Origin of the sequence: Acinetobacter sp. SwsAc6, from assembly GCF_013391565.1 — a bacterium.
Lineage (GTDB): Bacteria > Pseudomonadota > Gammaproteobacteria > Pseudomonadales > Moraxellaceae > Acinetobacter > Acinetobacter cumulans.
In genome coordinates, this window is sequence record NZ_JACAXE010000005.1 from 194,993 (window position 1) to 213,184 (window position 18,192).

An 18,192-nucleotide genomic window follows, 5' to 3' on the forward strand; every position below is an offset into this window, starting at 1 on the left:
ACGTATAAGAGAGAAACTAAATAACCATCGTTCGCGGTGGTTTTTTACACCCAAAGAAAAACCCCGATGTTGGAAGCATCGGGGTTTTTTAATTCCACTCAACCAAGAAGTAAAGAGGAAGAACATTTCGTATGGATGATTTTATCAAATTGGCGAATTTATGTCTAATGGAGTTACGAAAGATGCAAGCATGGCGATTTTTAGCAATTCTTCTGACGATAATTGCTTGTACTTATATTTGGAGAATGTAAGCCGACCCAAATAACGTCGTTTTTATGTCTTTGCACCTACGTAGGTGCTTTTTTTATGCCTGTAATTTGAGGTTCTCATGTCTGGTAAAAATCTAACTTTCAAATTAATCATGGATGGCGATAGCAAAGGCCTTATTGCCGCGGCAAAGCAGTCTGAAAGCGTTACAACAAAAGTCTTTGAAACGATTAAGAGTGAAACAGAGAAGCTAAAGCATACCAGTGCAGATACAACGAAGGCACTTGGAAATATTGTTCCAGAGAAAAGTAAAGAGTTGGCAGATAGTTTAACTAAGTCATTAGCTAGTGCTACTCAAATTATTCGAGATGCTGGTGATGATGCTAAAAATACCGCCAAAAATTTTACGGATTTTGGAAATCAGTCTGTTAAATCTTTAGCTTTCTTAAAGTCAGACCTAGAGACAGCCAAAAAGAAACTGGAAGCTTTTTCTAAAACAAAAGCAACACCTACGGATATTGCGGTTGCACAAAAACAAGTAGATCAGCTTGAGAGTGAAGTCCAGCAAGCTGAAAGTGCATTTATTGATTTTCATACTGAAGTTGGTAGGGCAAATGCCAGCCTTAAAAACACAGACATTTCTGCGCAGACCGCACAAAAAGGGCTGAGTGGTGCGAAGTTTGCAGTAAATACACTTGTAGGCGCTATGGCTGCATTAGGCATGGGACTTGGTATTCGTGAATTGGCAGAAACAGCCGATACCTACACCAATCTATCAGCTCGCATCAGCATTGCAACTAAAGAAGGTGGTGACTTTAAGTCTGCAATGGCTGGCGTGCACCAAGTTGCTTTAATAACAAACTCAAGCTTGAGTGCAACAGGTGATCTGTTCACAAGATTGAATGCTGTCGGTAAAGACATGGGGATGACCCAACAGAATTCTCTTGATTTAACTAAAACTATCAATCAAGCAATTCAAATCAGTGGTGTATCCGCGCAAGCTAGCGAGGCATTTACACAGCAATTTATCCAAAGCATGCAGCAAGGTACGCTTCGTGGTGAAGAATACAATTCCATGATGGAAAATGGTTTTGGAGTTGCAGAAGCGTTAGCCAAAGGTCTAGGGGTCACCACTGGTGAACTTAAGAATATGGCTGACAATGGAGAGCTTGGCGCAGAGCGTGTCTATAAAGCCTTATTGAGTCAAAAGGATGCAGTACAGCAAACCTTTGATCAATTCCCAACTACTATCGGAAATGCGTTGCAGCGCATTTCAACCAGTTGGGAGATTCTAATTGGTAAAATGGATCAGTCTAATGGCGCGAGTGCAACCGTTGCTGATTGGTTGGTTACTATTGCATCTAACATGGATGTGGTTGAGAACTTATTAAATGACATTGGTGAAGGCTTTGTTTGGATAGGTGACCAATTTAAGAAAATTGATACAGCTACGCTTACTGCTTTAAAAACTGCCCTAACGAGTATTTACGAAGCAATCAAAACAGTAGGTGAAACCCTTGGTGAAGCTTTCGTTATTACTTTTGATGTTTTAAATGATGTGCTAAGTGGCATATATGATTTCAATAATGGAATAGATGAGGCTAGTTCCAAAACGAATGGCTTCACCAAGGTGCTACAAGTTTTCAATGTTGCGATAGGTTTTATTAGCGATGGATTTATCGGGATTCAAATTGCTGCAAATCTACTTGTAGGAGTTATCTATGATTTAGCAGCTGCGTGGGTGCAATTAGTTTCAAAATTCACTTGGGGGGATGTTAAGCAGAAAGCTATTGCAGATATGGATGTAATGGCGACTAAGGCTCAGGAGTACTACAAAAAAGCCTCAGATGGCGCCTTAGAATTTAAATCTAAAGGTGTGCAAGCTCTTGATGAAATAGCTAAAACCCAAGAGCAAAAGAATGTTGAAAGCTTAGCTGATTCAAAAAAACACATGGATCAAGTGCTTGCAAATCAGCAAACTGAGCTAAATGGCAAGAAAGCTACAGAAGATGAAAAGTTAAAAGCCGTTCAGGATTACGCTGAATCCGCAATTGTAGCTAATAATGGTGTTATGGATGGCATGATGCAGGCTGATCTTATAGCGAAGGGCTATATGGTTACCATGAGTGAGGCGGGCAAAGTATCTGTTCAAGCTTGGGATAAGTCTGCAGCAGGCGCTGAGAAAAATGCAGCTTCAGCAGATAAAGCTCGAAAGGCTGCAACTGCATTAGGTTTGGATTTGGATGTTTCTTTAAATCGAGTTTCAGCGAAATTTAAGGAAAATGAAGCCAGTGTTAATAACTTTGTTTCAGGCTTGGAAGCACTAGGCATTACAGGAAAACAGGCAGCTGATGTTACCTATGAGGCTTGGGTGAAATGGTTGGGCATAGCCAAAAGTCAGGCAGAAATTGACTTTGCAAAGTTAAAGCTTCAATCCTTTGGTGAGCAAGGTAAATTGTCCACTTCTCAAGTGGAGATGGGGATGCAGGCACTTAAGCGTGCTGTGCAGGAATTACCTGATGCTTTAAATCCGGTTGAGCAGGCATTCGAGCGTCTCGGTGTAAAAACAAAAGAGCAACTCAAGCTTTCTGCTGATTTAGCAATGAATGACTTCAATACTATTTTGAAAAGTGGCAAAGCTACGCAGGATGGTTTGCAAAAGGCTTATGAGGAAACTATTCGTTTGGCCTATGCATCGGGTGATGCACAGGCGATTGCAACTGCAAATGCTAAAGCGGCCTATTTAGGCCTCGAAGTCCAAATCGATTCCACTGGTAAAACTACTGTTTCAAAACTCAGCGAAATTCAGCGTGCAGCATCAGCGACTCAACAAAGCATTCAGCAAGTCAATAACAATAGTTCAGCAGAACCAAAACCTGCAGAAGACAGTCTCGCGGGGCAAGATTATTGGGATGAATTCAAAGCTAAGCGCGCGAAGATTAATGAAGCCACACGAGCTCGAATGAATAGCACAAAGGCAGGGGCTTCATTTCGTCCATTGGGCTTATCAGCTTTCAGTGATTCTGGCCCAATTACACCACAAGCTGACATTGCCAATATGGCGCCAATGATTGCGAGTAATTTTGATATTCAAGGAATTGAGGCTATGCAACCAACTGAGAAGAAAGTTCTTGAGCTAGTTTCTGCAGGCAAATCTGCAAATTTAGAAGGAACGCCAGAAGCTGTTGATGCCGTGGATCAAATGCTTAGTCAGCTTGAAATGTTGAAACGAGGAATGTAATGAAGTTGATACGAAAAGCCACATCAGAAACCGTCCCATTAGAGGACGGTTTTTTATGGTCGGATGAATTTGATTGGAAACCTATTGAGCAAAAGCAAGAGCGTGCAATCAATGGTGCGCTGATTATTCAAGAAGGAAAAAAACTCACTGGTCGCCCAATTACTTTGGTTCCTCCAGTTCAAGGGATGGGCTGGATTAAGCGCAGCTCTCTGCAAAAAATTCTGGAGTGGGCATCAACCCAAGAACAATTCACATTGCGATTTGAATGGCCACATGATCAGCGCCAATTTAATGTGATTTTTAATCACGAAGCTGGAGCAATTGAGGCTAAACCAACAAAAGAGCATCCGACAGTATCAGAGGATGATTATTACATTGTCACTATGCGATTCACCGAGGTAAGCGATGGCGATTGAAACCAATAACTTAAAACTGCTGGAATCTGAACGCATTAAGACTGATGCGGAAGATGGTGGCGGTAAATATTCAGGCCGTGAAATTGTCGATGGCCAAAGCAATAACCTGTTTAATGACATTTCTGAAATGGATCGCACGACAGGCCGCACATCAATTCAAAAGATCTATGCTGCAGTCAATACCGCTGATACAGATGCTTTGATGGGTGCTACAGTCTTTATTTCTGAAAACCCAAAAGATCCGAATGTATCCGCCGTATTATTCAGTACAAATAGCTGGACAGATGAGCGTTCAAGTGCTCAAAACCGCATTGAAAACTACTTAGCTAAAGGTGCGCAGCTGACAGGCACACCGCTGGATACACACTGGCTGGGCATGAAGTCGCTACAAGTGGCTATGTTCCCACAGGAAACTGAAAGCTCGATTGGCGCATCTATTGTGCTAATTTCAAATGAAGGCAAGCCTTTAGAAGTTGAGCAGTATCTTCGCATTACTGAAGTTTCCACACGTACTGCAATTTTAATGATTGACGGTAAGCAGGTTGAATACAAGATTGCAACTTACGGCCTCAGTGACGCCTTAAAAGCTGACTTTGTGGGCCTCTCTGCAAAGCAGTGGTACAGCGGTGAAAAAAGCCAGACCATCATTCGAGACACTATTGTTGCCGATACCGGTAAATACTATGCCAGTGCAAATTTGAAAGAAGCTGCTCAGGTCGGTGATTATTCTGTCGTTGCTGATAGTGTCTACACGCAGCTGGTACCTTCTGCGCAGACTGAAACACCGATGGTGAATATCAATGCTGCCGGCGATTCTGCGGCGTTGGTCAAAACAGCCAGTGGCGTATTAAGCAAAACATTCTCCAATATCACTGTGAATACTGTGCAAGGGCTGTATATCGGTTCAAGTGTGATGCCTAAATCTGTTGAATTTACCCTGTTTGGATTGGCTATTACCGATGTAGGCGGTGAGCTCAAGAATAGTGCTGGTACTTCAATCGGTACGATCAACTACCAAAATGGCGCAATTGCGTGGAATGCCAATGCTGGCACGGGTACAACCAATTTAAATATTACGTTTATGCCGGCTGCCGCAGTAACTGCGCCAGTTGAATCGATGTTGATCTATGTGAATCAGGAAAATAATGGATTTAACTGGATTAAGAACTTGGTGCCTTTACCGTCGCCGGGCAGTTTACAGTTTTCATATCTGGTGCAAAACCAAGTCTACACACTGCGCGACAATGGTGCAGGCCAGCTGCGTGGTTCTGATTCTTCATTCGGATCTGGCAGCATTGATTATGAAACGGGCACCATGGCGGTTACAGTTGGTGAATTGGCAGACGTTGGTAGCGCAATATTGCTAACGTGGAGCAATATGATCACAGCTCAAGAGCGTTCTGGGCTGGCCATCAATAAAGCTTATGTTGAGATTCCTGTAAATGATTCGATTGTGGCGGGAACATTGACTGTAGATTGGCTACTAAATGGTGTGACTAAGACTGCCACAGACAATGGACAAGGGCAGTTCACAGGTGATGCGACTGGTAGCATCGATTATGCAGATGGTATGGCTAAACTTATGCCAGTCTTGCTACCAAATGGTGGTACCACATTTAATGTGTCAGGGCAGAAAGGTCCTAAGTCGACAGTTCAATTAAGCGCAGTACCATCAGGCGGATCAATTACAGTTGAGTTAGACAATGGCTCGGCACCGCTAGTTCCTAAGTCTGTAAAAATCCGTGTGCCAGTAAAATACATGAGCTATTCAGGTGAAGTTGAATTGCACGATATGCCGATTGATGCGACATCTGGCACTATGATCAATGGTGCTGGTCAGCAACAAGGTTCGATTAACTACACAACTCGAACCATTACCGTTGCGCCAAGCGCCACGCTTGAAGCGATTGAGCGCGAAAAGGTTATGCGCCCTTACTACGGCACACATAATACATCCCAAGCAGCAATAGAAGCAGGCATGCTGGGGATGATTATTAATTATCAAAATGTCAAAACCACAAACACCTTGACCTTAACTGAGGTGGCGACTGCAGTCACAGTGAGTGTTTCATATCGTGATGAATCAGTTGCGCAAAGCTGGAATGACACAGTGATCGGATTGGTATTGAAAACTGATTTAACAGAAGGTTTTGCTGAGCAGATTCTGGCAGGATCGGTGCGACTTACGCTAGCCAGCTCAACTTACGTTGATAAGATAGGATCTCTCTATCGAAACCCATCTGCAACCACAGGCGCTGGAACGCTTGCGGGTCAAATCCAGTATGGCAACGGCACTATTGAGATTTCATCGTGGGATGTAGGCGGCGCGAATAACCCAGTTTTGGAGTCATTGGCAACACAGCTAGAGAGTGTAAAAACCAACCAAGTGTCTTATCGTGCACCGATGATTCCAATTCGCGCTCAATCATTGACTTTATCCGCAGTGAAAGTTGAAGGTGGCGTGCTGAATGTTGTGCCAGATGGTTCAGGCACGATTGATACGGCTGACTGCGATGGATTTTTTAATTTTGATCAAGGTTATGGCCAATTCGTATTTCGTGAAAAAGTGATTATCACTGAAGCAAACCGCGCGGAAATTATGGCGCAGGATTGGTATGTGGCTGAGCTTGAGTATGCAAAAGATGGCAAGCAATGGATTCACAAGCCAATCATGGTGCTGCCTGAAACCATCAAATATAGCGCAGTGGGCTTCAGCTACATTCCGATTGATGCTGATCTGCTTGGTTTATCTGCAGTGCGTTTACCCATTGATGGCCGAGTCCCGATTTTCCGTAGCGGTGAGATTGGTATAGTCAGCGCGAGCAAATCACAGGAACTGCCAGACTATATTGCGGGCAAGGTTTATGCTTTGGCTGATCAGCGAATTTCTTGGTGTGAACTTGAAGATGCAGATGGAGCTAAAGTGCCATTTGATATGTATGTTGTGGACTATGACTACGGTAAAGTGACTTTAAACGGTGATTTTGCCTTAGGCAATCTGACCGGACCACTTACTGCTAAGTATCGCTATCAGGATATGGGCTTGGTGCGTGATGTCAAAATCAATGGTCAAGTGACTTTCACTAAACCACTGACGCACAACTACGATCCAGCCAACACCATTGTCGGCTCAGCGTTGGTCATCGGTGATATGAAATCACGTTACACACGTTTATTTGTTCAGCCGACATGGAACTCCGTGTGGTCGGATGAAGCGACTGGTGGTGCAATTTCAGCAAACTACAACGATGCTTTGTATCCTATTGAAGTGAGCAACAAAGGCTCAATTCAAGAGCGCTGGGCTATGGTGTTTACGGATGCAACAACGTTTAAGTGTGTTGGTGAATATACTGGTGAATTGGCACAGCGTGGCACCACCACAGCTGATTATGCACCACTCAACCCAATCACCAATGCACCATACTTTAAGATTAAAAAAGAAGGTTGGGGCAGTGGCTGGGCGAATGGCAATACTATGCGTTTTAACTCGATTGGGGCAAATTATCCGATTTGGGTGATTCGCACCGTAAAACAGTCCGAGCCTACTGTACTGTCAGACTCATTCCAAATCATACTGCGCGGTGATATTGACCGGGTTGCTTAGACTTCAACTTTAATATGACCGCCTTGGCGGTCTTTTTTATGGGCTTTCAAATATGGCAACAGATGTAGAAGTTCAATTTTTTAGCCACTTGAATGGGTTAGTGCTGAGCAATACTTGGGGCGATATGATTCGCCTCTTAGATGCTTGTCTAGTAAATGGGGTCGAACTGCCAGGTGTGACTTCAGCAGCAATCGATAAGCAAGGGGATTTGCATTTAACACTATTTTCTCCGCACAAAGCGTTGCTGCTGCAGGTTGTTGAACTTACTGGTTTTGAGTCATCATCTTTAAATCAAAAGTATCGAATTAAAGGTGTGCCAAGTGACACGCAGTTAATCCTAAAACCAGCAAACACCATTGCTGAGACTGCAATTACAACTAAAGGAGCTGGAAAATTAGCATCACTGGGTTATGACATTATTTTTCGTGATGATAAGGATGTTAAGCGCGTGTACCGCGCCAAAAATCCAACAGTACAGCATCCGTATATTCGTGTAGATGAAACTATTTCTGATGGCGTGAACTCATATAATTCTAGCTATGCAAAATCAGCAATGGTTGGCCTGCTTGAACATATGGATCATATTGATGATTTTGAGAATCCAGAAGTCCTTCAGTTGCCCATGGATACTGCCAACCCTACAAAGAACTGGAAAATCAGTGGAACAAGCGGTAATGTAATCCGAGGTTGGTCGCGATGGCATTATGCTAATTATGGCAACTATGTTATGAGTGGCGATGGTGAGTCTTCAATTCCAAATAATGGGACTAGAAACTTTACTCTAACTGGTGATCAAGATTGTTTTTACTTGGATCGGTCTATGACCGCTGGTAGTGCTGATAAGATTTTATGTGGCTGTGGGTTATTTAATTCAGCATTGCCTAACGACGTGGTGCCACCGTGGTTTTTAGCAGCTTATACTCGAATAAATACTGCAAATAATGGGCTTAACTACGCCAATCAAAGCCGTGACACAGGTACACACCCTTTTATGTTCGGGGCGGGGGAAGCAAGTGTTCAGGTGCCTCAATTTGATGTACTTAGCAAAATATCAAATAGTCGATGGGCCAGCCCAATGATGCCTTCCTACGCTTCAGGCCAGTCAAATATGTATAAAAATAATGTTGGGGCCTTAGAGATACCGCTTGTTGATGATGACACATATTTAAGAGGAACTTTTAAGCACATTGCATTTTCAGGGAGTACTCTTGGTGGCGTTAATACGACACCGCTAGTTTCTGAAAATTCGATGTATGTTTATGATTCTTTATCAATTTTTAGGTCTGTTGGTGGGATTCTCTTTTATCTTGGGGAGTTGTCATGAGGCTATGTAGAAGAAGGGTGTTGAATGGCGGGAATCTACTGCAAGGCTCTCTGATTGGAGTGGGCTCAGTTGCTTCAATTTGCGGTTCAACTAAAAAACTAGGTAATGAGTATAAAAATGCTTTAGTGGTTTTATATAACAAAGGGAATTTAAGCCCGCTTGCGGTGAGAAAACCAGATGCAAATGGTAAATATCAATTCGCAGGTCTTGATACGAATTTAAAAACTTTCATTGTTGCTTTCGACAGTAACCATCAGTTCAATGCGGTAATTCAAGATAATGTGGTGCCAAAATGATTTCACCATCACTCAAAGCTGGGCTTGCGCAACTGCGAGCACTGGCTGATTTTATTGACTCGGGAAGCGGAAACGCTTCCTTTATTTATTATGAGTCTGCAAAACCTGAAAGCATATTAATCCCTGCGGATGATTCCGCAAAACTTGCAACGCTTACACTACCCAAACCATGCTTTAAACGCTTAAATGAAGACAGTATTGAGCTTAAACCAACCAATGATGTTTTAGCGCTCAAAACAGGTACTGTGGTCTGGGCGAGGCTGTTTAATGCAAATGGCGATGCTGTGGCTGATTTTGAAATGGGTTTAGATATTATTTTGAATAGCTACGATATTGTGATGGGTGCTACACAGCGCCTTGATTCGATAATTTTAAAACCAGTGATTTAGGTGTGATATGAGCGATAATTACGAACACAAAAAGCCGTATTCGCTCACAGCATATTATCTTGATATTGTTGAGCCAAGTACTCTAACAGCGCCTTTTGATTTGCATGCCGTTTATGATCCAGATCTAGTTGCTAATTATATTAGAGCATCATTTAACACTGGCTTTATTGTGGAAATTGTAGGTTCAAATCTACAGCCAGTTGATAATAGTGGTTACATCAATACATACATAAACTGTAGATTTATTTCATTGTCAGTGGGCTTTCAAGACATCAATCATCAACTTGGTGTTGAGCTCGGATTAAGTACTGTCTTTAAAAAGGCCGTAGCTAGGATTGGATCCGCTCAAATACCATGGGCTAAAGCCATGTTAAGAGTCTCAAATGAGGCTCTTTTTTTTGATGAAAGCTTAGTAATTAGTCATGGCAATGAAGTTGGCTTTGAACGAGGTTTAACTTTATCTGAATCTATTCATGCAGAATTTGATCAGGGCTTAAAACTCAGTCGAAAGCAAGTGCTGCGCTGGCAAGAAAATCTAAAAATTCGCATTGCATGTGATTTGTATTTTGATGAATCAATAAAACTTCAATTAAACCGTGAATTTTCTCATCAAGAGATGATTCGAAAGCGTCGAAATATTTCATTTTCACATCAGGTCGCGCATGTGTTCGAAAAGCGCTTCAGCTTTGATTGGGATAAAGGCTTAGAGCTGGTCACGAAAGATTACATTTCATGGGATAAAGCCAAATCGATTCATTATCGCAAGCATTTGATTAAGCCGTGGCCAGAACCTGAGATTCCCAAATATGAAGGCGCGGGCGACCTTAATTTTGTATGCGTCTGTCATGAGGTTAATTCTCACAATGTTGAGCTGAACTTTGGTGCAGATGCTTGCTTTCCAGCAATTCCAAATAAAAATTGGTGGCACATATTGAATACCTTATCTGTAACTCGCCTGGACAATGGCGAGGAAATAAATGTGCTGGATGGAAATTACAGCACAGACCGCAGCCGATGGTGCTGGTCTTACAGTCTGACTGTACCAGCAAGCGGATTGCCAAAACTTGAACCGATTAGTGGCCAACCTGTGATTCTAAAAATCATGGTGAATGGCAATGAACACCAAATGCTTCTTGAAAACCGCAGTCGCTCACTCAAGTTTGCACAAGATGTTTATGTACTTACTGGTCGGAGCCAAACGGCATTACTTTCAGAGCCATATGCAGCTGTACGCTCATTTCTTCAAGAGAATGAACGCACATCAGTGCAGCTATGCCAAGCTGAGTTGGACCGAGTCTTTAGTGATACACAACTGAACTGGCAATTGATTGATGAGTTGGGCTGGATCGTTGCTAATAACAGCTTGAGCTATAGCAATTTAGCACCGATTTCCGCGATTAAAATGATTGCCGAAAGTGGTGGCGGGTTTGTGTATAGCGAAAAAAATAGTAATGCGCTGACCATCAAACCGCTTTATAAAAAGACCTTTTGGGATTCACTGACCATTGATGAATATGATCGATTAATCCCCGAAAGTATTGTCACAATACAGTCTACTGACTACGAGGTATATCCAGACTACAACAGCATCACACTCACAAACGACCGCAGCGGAAAGATGGCTCAAGTCAAACGAGCTGGTACAAGCGCAGATACACTATTGCCTGCTGAAAATAATCCGCTGTTTGATCATGTCAGCATGGGCGCTTTCGGCAAAGCAAAATTAGCAAAAGCCGGAATGGTTGAAACCCACACGTTTACCATGCCTATCTCATCAAATATTGGTGAGTGTATGCCCGGGGAAATATTGGCATTCAATGCTGAATGGTGGGGTGTTGTTGATAGTATTAGTGTTGCTTTTACCCATTCAACAGTGAATCAAACAGTCAAGGTGGAGCGTGTAAATCATGAGTAATGCATTGCAGCGACTGATTGGTTTATTGCCGAAAGCGCCTGAATTTATTGGTACGATTACCAGTGAAGATCACCCCAATTACAAAGTTTTGGTTATCGATGGTTCGGGTCTTGTGATGTGTACCAGCACAACACGCTATAACTTAGGTGCCACCGTGTTTATCGGTGATGCAGAAATAAAGCGTTTAGCGCCAAGCAGCGGTGAAATTATTCAGATTGAGGTTTAGACAATGGCGGGAGTAAGACTCGAGTTTGCTCAATTTGGGCACTTTGATTATTTCAATATTTATAGAAATTCAGTTTCAACCGCTATAGAAAATTTAGGGCAGCCGATTGGTACATCATCAACAATGTATCATGAGGATTTCACAACTGAACCAAACAACGACTATTACTATCGCATTGGAGTTATTAGGGATTCGATTGAAGAGTTTAGTGAAGAGATCTACATAAGAGCTGCAGTGGGAGATGAATATTTCAGCAATGTTGTAATGATCTCAAATATGTCAGCAGCAATTTCTGACTCATTGATCAATGATGTAAAAGAGCACATTTTTACATTAAGGGCAGGTTCTGCATTCATTATTGACGATTCTAATGCGTGTGATGGAAAAGCTTTGTTTGTTGACGGAGGTGTGCAGTCAGCGACATCTAACGACTGGAATTTCGATGGGAAATTCACAATTGAGATGCGATTCAAGTTCGAATCACATCAAATGTATGGCGGGATTTTATGTTGCGCTTCACCAGATGTGTACTGGAAGGGGTGGAATTTACTTTTCAATGGAAATACAAACGTATTAGCACTTGAGCTAAACCAAACATTTCAACTTTTTTCAAATATAACGATTACAGCAAATGTTTACTACGATATTGCTTTTGATCGTGATGAAAACAATATTGTGCGACTTTATGTAAACGGCAATGTTGTTGCGCAAGGCACATATTCAGGCGCGATTAATACAGCTGGATCAGTGTTACTGCTAGGGCTTGAGCGTACATTTGCATATAAAACCGTGGCTACATACGATGCAATTCGTATCACAAAAGGTGTGGCTCGGTATGCTGGAGCATATGTACCGATGAATAAACCATACTTCGAATTCTAAGCACCTCACTAGGTGCTTTTTTATTGCCAAAAAAATATAGGGGGAAAATAAATGGAACCAGTGTCCACAAGTGGGTTTGCCGCGTTTTTAAAATTCTATGGTGCTGCAGTCGCGGTAACTTTAGCTATTTGCTTGGTTGCAACGGTTGTCATTATGATGCGCTTACCACGCTCACCACAGGAGTGGGCAGTTGGCCTGATCTGCACGGTTGTATCTAGCCTTACTGGTGGTGCTTTCATCATCGTGAAATGGGGCCTACATGAGTGGGTAACTGATATTTGGGGAATGATTGCCTTAGGCGGGTTCTTCTTTATTTGTGGTTTACCTGGTTGGGCTATTGTGCGTTGGACTTTTAATTTTATTAACAAACAAGAAGGCAAAACGATAATTGAAGTTGTGAAATATTTGAAAGAAGCAAAGGATGATCTTAAGAAATAATTGTTAATTATTGATAAGTAAGTCACATTTATTTCTTGTATGGTTGTTTTGTTGTCACTATAATCCGCACAATTAGATTAAATTGTGAGTCTTTTCCATGCATACAATTTTGTGGGATGAAGAAAGTGTTTTTCCAGAGAAGATTCAATCTTTTAAGAAGTTCTTAAAAAAATATCTAACATCACTGAATTGCACTGAACTTTTGCAGAACAAACCATTTAATTATGACTCAGAAAATGATGAATTTTTGAACCCAGATATCCAAGAATATTATGAACTTTGGTCAATGGCTTAATGCTGACTAAAGCTGAATACTAAATTGTAATTTATACCGCCTTCGGGCGGTTTTTTTATACCTAAAGAAAAACCCCGATGTTGGAAGCATCGGGGTTTTTTCATATCAACTTAAAGGAAAGGAGACATGATCAATCTATGTTCGAATATTCTAAACCAATAGTGGAGCTTATAAAAGTGTCTATTGAAAAACATGGATTATGGCAAACTATTTTTGCCTTCTTGATATTATTTTCCATTCCAATTCTATTTTGGAAATTGCCTGAAATTATCTTAGCTATCAAATCTTAAATCGACTTCTTTTAGAGGTCGGTTTTTTATCATCTGTGCGCCATAAGGCGCTATTTTTATGTCTAAAGGAAAGTGAAATGTGTAAGAAATTAACTGCAGAGCTAGTTTTAGAACAAGCTAAGAAATTAGGTGTTGAAAGCGCCGTATTACGTGCAGTCATTGAAGTCGAATGTAAAAGCTCTGGGTTTAATGCCGAAAATACACCAGTCATTTTGTTTGAACGTCATGTAATGCGGCAGCGTTTGATCGCAAATGGCCAATCTAAAATTGCAGATCAAATGATGATTAAGCGCCCAGATCTGTGCAATAAAACTGATGGTGGTTATGGCTTATATTCAGCCCAACATGGCCGTTTGAATGCTGCTGCTCAGTATCATCGTGCATCCGCACTTGAATCAGCAAGCTGGGGCATTGGGCAGGTAATGGGGTATCACTGGCAATCGCTTGGCTATCCATCTCTGCAGGCATTTATTAATGCCATGTATAAAGATGAAGCCTCGCAATTAGAAGCTATGTGTCGATACATACAAGTGAATGGCCTAGTGAATACACTTAAAAATAAGGACTGGAAAGCCTTTGCTCGTGGATATAACGGTAGTGCTTATGCAAAGAATAGCTATGATGTGAAGTTAGCTAATGCGTATAAAAAAGCCCTCAATTGAGGGCTTTTATTGGTTTAATATTTAATTCATTGTGTCAGGGCAACGTCCAAAAGGATAGCGAGAAATCTGAAGGCGCTGTGTTTCGGTACGAATTGAGTTCATCCCAGAAGAGCTATTATTTTCTTTGATTTCTTTTCTCTTATACACGCACTCAATTGTATATGTGCTTATATTTGATTGATATAAATACCAAGGCCCCCAATTTGGTGGTCCTTCGGTAGTTGTCCATGCAGCATGGCTGAGCATGCTGAGTGGTAGAAGTAAAAATGTCATGAAGAATAATATCTTTTTCATAATTTTAGCCTTTTATAAGTAATTTTTTGTTTGAAATTTATACATGTTGCGAGAATATTTTTATAATTATTCACATGTTATTTCCATGTAAAATTTGTTTAAATTATGAATGTATTGTTGATGGTAAATATTTTATTTGTAGTCGTTTTTTATCAAACGTCAGCTTAATTTTTTTCAAAAAGTCAAAAATGGTTTTTTGAAAGCGTGTTGATGGCTGATAAATTAATCCGTCACATCAAGGCGCTGTCCGAGCGTTTCAATGTTTCTGCCGATACCTTTTTTTAAATAGAGCGCCGTGTGACGCTCTACCATGATTAAACTATTACGTAAGATCAATATTCATATAGTTAAGGTCGACTTTAAAGTTTTTCTGAATGTAGCTTAGATAGGGTTTCTCATTATCCTTTAAGGGATATTGCCCAACTATATAAAGTTTTACTTTCTTTGTAGGATCTAGTCGATGTGCATATTGGATAATTTGGCCTAATGCTTGCCGTATACATGTAGCAGCGTAGGCATCGGATTTAACCTCATATAGCGTGATGGTATCCTTATAAGTAAGAGTCAAATCTACATAATTTTTTTCGCAAGCAACACAACTTTCCCCATATTCAGCTATAAGCATATTTCGCAATTTATTTTGTATTATATTGTGGGTTTGTTTCGCAATATAAGATGAAGTTCCTGACCGTTTTTGATCATTTGTACTCTTTTCTCCTTGATCTTGTTGGGGCGTGCTTATACCTTTCGGTTTTTTCTTTTGAGGACGAAACTTCGCCCAAAGTTCAACCATAAATTCATGAGTGTTCAAATCTAATGGTTTATTATCAATGAGTACTTTTTGAATTGCAGATACAGTAGTTTTACTATTCACAGATAAGCCATAGTAGGTGGCAATTTCTTTTAAAACTTCCCGTTGGAAAATAGGAATGAGTCTTTCATTGGAATAGAGGTAAGCAACTTTCCACTTAAAAATATCAGGAATAGGGATCGCATCAATTTTTGAAAAATTCCCAGTTAAAGAACAATTAATGATATCGATTAAATGCTTCTTGATCTCTGAAAATGCTACATTTCTGTCATTTCCGTATTTTTTATTCCATGTGTAAAGCTCATCATTTGCATATCCATCTAATGGATCTGAACCATTTCGTTTGTACATACCAAACATTCTAGATCCAAACAAGCCACTAATAGAACCTAATTCAATAGTTCTATTTTCAACCCACTGTGTAAATGTGGCACGGTTCTGTATATCGACGTATTGGTCAAGAGATATTGCTTCAACCTTTTCTAAAGGCCAATGTTCCAGAAAATCATTTAAAATATTTTGGTAGCTACTCATGGAGTTCTCATTAGTTATTAAGTTGGTCAATTCTTTAAAGTGATAATTTAAAGTCGGTGTGTTTATCTTTTCTTCTTCGGGCACTTCTTCCCATTTCCACCTGGCAAGCAATCACATGCTTGACCATCACCGTCGCGGTCTAAACTTTTCCAGCCTGTTTGTCCTGATTTCTTTCTTTGCTCATACCATTTCTGTGCTTGTTGTTGCGTAGAAAAGTCAGCGCATTTTTTTTGCATAAACTTGGATGGAAATGAACCCCAAAACTAAAATGAGTAGAAATTTCATAAATTATTTTAAAGTCAAAACATTAGCTGAAGTCTAGCAACTCTGAGCTTGTTTGCTCAATGAATCTAGTCAAAAAGTCGTATAAATAAGGACTTGGTTGACAAATCCTATTTTTAGTCCTAAAAATTGGTTGACAAAACTACAAATTAGTCACTTCTAGTTCTAAAAATAGTATAGAATTTACCAATAAGGTGAGTTTTAAGTAAACTTGCCATTTTTTATATCTATTGTTTTTTTAGGGTACAAAATATGGCTCAATTTCTTGATGTAGCAAAATATATCACAGAAAAAATGGGTAAAATTTCAGCAATGAAATTACAAAAATTAATGTACTACTCTCAGGCTTGGCACATGACTTGGGATGATGAAGAATTATTTGTAGAAGATTTTCAAGCTTGGGCAAATGGACCTGTAATCCCAGAGCTTTATCAAAAGCACAAAGGCATGTTTAAGGTATCGTCAGAATTATTTCCTGATGCAAATGCAAATAATTTACTTGATGCAGAAAGAGAATCTGTTGATGAAGTATTAGACTATTATGGTGAGAAAAGTGCCCAATGGCTAAGTAGTTTAACTCACCAAGAAGATCCTTGGGTAAATGCTCGTGGGGATTGTGAACCTGGTGCGCGCTGTAATACAGTTATTACAAAAGCTTCTATGCATGAATATTATACTGGGCTATAAGCCATGGTTTCCAAAAGAGAAAAAAGACTGCAAAGACAGCAATTAAGGTTAGATGAGCAACAGCAAAAAAGCATTAAAGTAAGAAATATACTTTTATCTGAAAAAGAACCTAAACAAGCTGAGCTTGTAAAAACTTCAAAGAAAGAATTATACGTCGCTCCACATATAGAGCGTCAACAACTTGAAGAACAGGCCAAAGCAGTCCTAACACCCATTCTCAAAACTTCACGTTTTTCAAATAAGGTTACTTGGTGTATATCTAAAGCAGACAGATTAGATCATTGGTCTTGGGGGGAAAGTCGAGCATGGAATACTACTGAATGGAACTCGGAAATTGAACCTAAATTTATAGATTTTTCTAAACTAACTTGGAAAGAAATAGATTCTTTTTCTTCTGATACCGGACATAAAATGCATCACGGTCATGAATTGACTGACTTGCATGAGGAAGCACAAGAAAGATGGCTTCTAGAATTAGATCTAGATGAATTTTCAGATAATATTTTTCGATTCAGGTTGGGTAATACTCAAAGAGCTTGGGGGTATGTATTACAAGCACATTTTTTCCTAGTTTGGTATGAGCGAAAGCATATTATTTATACTGTAGATTAACGATGAAATGAATAAATTAAAAATTAATGATGTACTAACTTATATTCCTATAATAACTCTTATTCCTTTAATTATTGGGATTTTTTATAAAGTTGGGTACTTATTGCTATTCGATTTGCAATTTCTAATTAGCTCATTTTCATATACGGAATTGGCATTAAGTTCATATTCTTCAATACTTTTTGCTTTAGTTTCGTTATATAGCTATTCAATAATGAAACTGAATTTTTTAGAAAAGATAACTTGGAAATTCGTAATATTTATTAATTTAGTATTTATTAGTACACATTACCTTCCAATCTTTGATATGACATTTTTTGATTTGGTTCTAAAATTATTGTTTTTAAATATATTAATCTTTTTCAATATAACAAAAAGTTTAATTGTTAAGTCAGTTTGTATTTTTATGGCATTAGTTGTTGCACCCGCTGTGAATGGTATGAGTAAAAACTATGAATTTCCAAAAGAGGCATCAAATAAAATAATGCTTAAAGGTGATTCTACAGAGTGGTACTTAGTTGAGAAAGTATCTGATACTTTGGTTTTAGTGGATAAAGACACTTTAGTCAGTAGGGACTATAGATACAAATTTGTTGAGCTTAAGAATGTAGAGCAGATGGAAAGTAAGTTATGGCAGAATTTAAAAAAAGCACCTTAGGGGAGGGTGTAAATAATTCTGTGTAAATACAGTTTTAAAAATACTTGGTTACACGCTCTTCAAACATGATACTAAAGCGGTTCATAGCAGATTTCCAATTTTGGATAGGCATTGTCCATTTTTTGCTTG

The 18,192-nt window shown here is 39.8% G+C and carries 17 protein-coding genes and 1 pseudogene; 15 read left to right on the forward strand and 3 right to left on the reverse strand.

The window, feature by feature from the left end:
- The first annotated feature begins 328 nt into the window (after positions 1-328).
- From HYG93_RS05700 to HYG93_RS05755, 12 genes are all read left to right on the forward strand, one after another.
- A complete protein-coding gene (locus HYG93_RS05700; RefSeq protein ID WP_178962007.1) occupies positions 329-3,448 on the forward strand; it encodes a tape measure protein in 3,120 nt (1,039 codons plus the stop codon).
- Entirely contained in the window at positions 3,448-3,864 is a 417-nt protein-coding gene (locus HYG93_RS05705) for a hypothetical protein (RefSeq protein ID WP_178962009.1), read from the forward strand. The genes HYG93_RS05700 and HYG93_RS05705 overlap by 1 nt, the downstream gene beginning before the upstream one ends.
- Entirely contained in the window at positions 3,854-7,468 is a 3,615-nt protein-coding gene (locus HYG93_RS05710; protein ID WP_178962011.1) for a hypothetical protein, read from the forward strand. Before HYG93_RS05705 ends, HYG93_RS05710 begins: the two co-directional genes overlap by 11 nt.
- Before the next feature lie 52 nt (positions 7,469-7,520).
- A complete protein-coding gene (locus tag HYG93_RS05715) occupies positions 7,521-8,792 on the forward strand; it encodes a hypothetical protein (RefSeq protein ID WP_178962013.1) in 1,272 nt (423 codons plus the stop codon).
- Positions 8,793-8,851: 59 nt separating this feature from the next.
- Positions 8,852-9,088: a hypothetical protein gene (locus HYG93_RS05720; RefSeq protein ID WP_372658621.1), complete on the forward strand. Its 237-nt coding sequence runs from the start codon at positions 8,852-8,854 to the stop codon at positions 9,086-9,088.
- A complete protein-coding gene (locus HYG93_RS05725; RefSeq protein ID WP_178962017.1) occupies positions 9,085-9,477 on the forward strand; it encodes a hypothetical protein in 393 nt (130 codons plus the stop codon). Before HYG93_RS05720 ends, HYG93_RS05725 begins: the two co-directional genes overlap by 4 nt.
- Before the next feature lie 7 nt (positions 9,478-9,484).
- Entirely contained in the window at positions 9,485-11,392 is a 1,908-nt protein-coding gene (locus HYG93_RS05730) for a hypothetical protein (RefSeq protein ID WP_178962019.1), read from the forward strand.
- Complete coding sequence (locus tag HYG93_RS05735; protein ID WP_178962021.1) at positions 11,385-11,618, forward strand: hypothetical protein; 234 nt, start codon at positions 11,385-11,387, stop codon at positions 11,616-11,618. Before HYG93_RS05730 ends, HYG93_RS05735 begins: the two co-directional genes overlap by 8 nt.
- Before the next feature lie 3 nt (positions 11,619-11,621).
- The gene (locus HYG93_RS05740) at positions 11,622-12,500 is read left to right on the forward strand and encodes a LamG-like jellyroll fold domain-containing protein (protein WP_178962023.1); all 879 of its coding nucleotides are present in this window, start codon (positions 11,622-11,624) and stop codon (positions 12,498-12,500) included.
- Positions 12,501-12,551: 51 nt separating this feature from the next.
- Positions 12,552-12,938, forward strand: a complete 387-nt coding sequence (locus HYG93_RS05745) for a hypothetical protein (RefSeq protein WP_178962025.1) — start codon at positions 12,552-12,554, stop codon at positions 12,936-12,938.
- A 97-nt stretch (positions 12,939-13,035) separates the two neighbouring features.
- Positions 13,036-13,233, forward strand: coding sequence for a hypothetical protein (locus HYG93_RS05750; RefSeq protein WP_121523713.1), 198 nt, complete (start codon positions 13,036-13,038; stop codon positions 13,231-13,233).
- Between the two features lie 367 nt (positions 13,234-13,600).
- Positions 13,601-14,185 (forward strand): N-acetylmuramidase family protein, encoded by a 585-nt coding sequence (locus HYG93_RS05755; protein WP_178962027.1) that lies wholly within the window; start codon positions 13,601-13,603, stop codon positions 14,183-14,185.
- Between the two features lie 21 nt (positions 14,186-14,206).
- Here the strand turns inward: HYG93_RS05755 and HYG93_RS05760 are convergent, their stop codons facing one another.
- The 3 genes and pseudogenes from HYG93_RS05760 to HYG93_RS05770 all read right to left on the reverse strand — a co-directional run bounded on the left by HYG93_RS05760 (position 14,207) and on the right by HYG93_RS05770 (position 16,109).
- Positions 14,207-14,479 carry a hypothetical protein gene (locus HYG93_RS05760; RefSeq protein ID WP_147396009.1) on the reverse strand — a complete coding sequence of 91 codons (273 nt, stop codon included), beginning with the start codon at positions 14,477-14,479 and terminating at the stop codon, positions 14,207-14,209.
- Between the two features lie 322 nt (positions 14,480-14,801).
- Positions 14,802-15,908 carry a hypothetical protein gene (locus HYG93_RS05765; RefSeq protein ID WP_178962029.1) on the reverse strand — a complete coding sequence of 369 codons (1,107 nt, stop codon included), beginning with the start codon at positions 15,906-15,908 and terminating at the stop codon, positions 14,802-14,804.
- Positions 15,887-16,109, reverse strand: a pseudogene (locus HYG93_RS05770) (excalibur calcium-binding domain-containing protein). Before HYG93_RS05770 ends, HYG93_RS05765 begins: the two are co-directional and overlap by 22 nt.
- 249 nt (positions 16,110-16,358) lie before the next feature.
- Between HYG93_RS05770 and HYG93_RS05775 the strand changes: the two are divergent.
- From HYG93_RS05775 to HYG93_RS05785, 3 genes are read left to right on the forward strand one after another with little or no spacing between them, the layout of a single operon-like run.
- Positions 16,359-16,793, forward strand: a complete 435-nt coding sequence (locus HYG93_RS05775; RefSeq protein ID WP_178962031.1) for a Panacea domain-containing protein — start codon at positions 16,359-16,361, stop codon at positions 16,791-16,793.
- A gap of 3 nt (positions 16,794-16,796) precedes the next feature.
- Positions 16,797-17,405 (forward strand): hypothetical protein, encoded by a 609-nt coding sequence (locus HYG93_RS05780; RefSeq protein WP_178962033.1) that lies wholly within the window; start codon positions 16,797-16,799, stop codon positions 17,403-17,405.
- Between the two features lie 7 nt (positions 17,406-17,412).
- Positions 17,413-18,063 carry a hypothetical protein gene (locus HYG93_RS05785; RefSeq protein ID WP_178962035.1) on the forward strand — a complete coding sequence of 217 codons (651 nt, stop codon included), beginning with the start codon at positions 17,413-17,415 and terminating at the stop codon, positions 18,061-18,063.
- Positions 18,064-18,192: the final 129 nt, after the last annotated feature.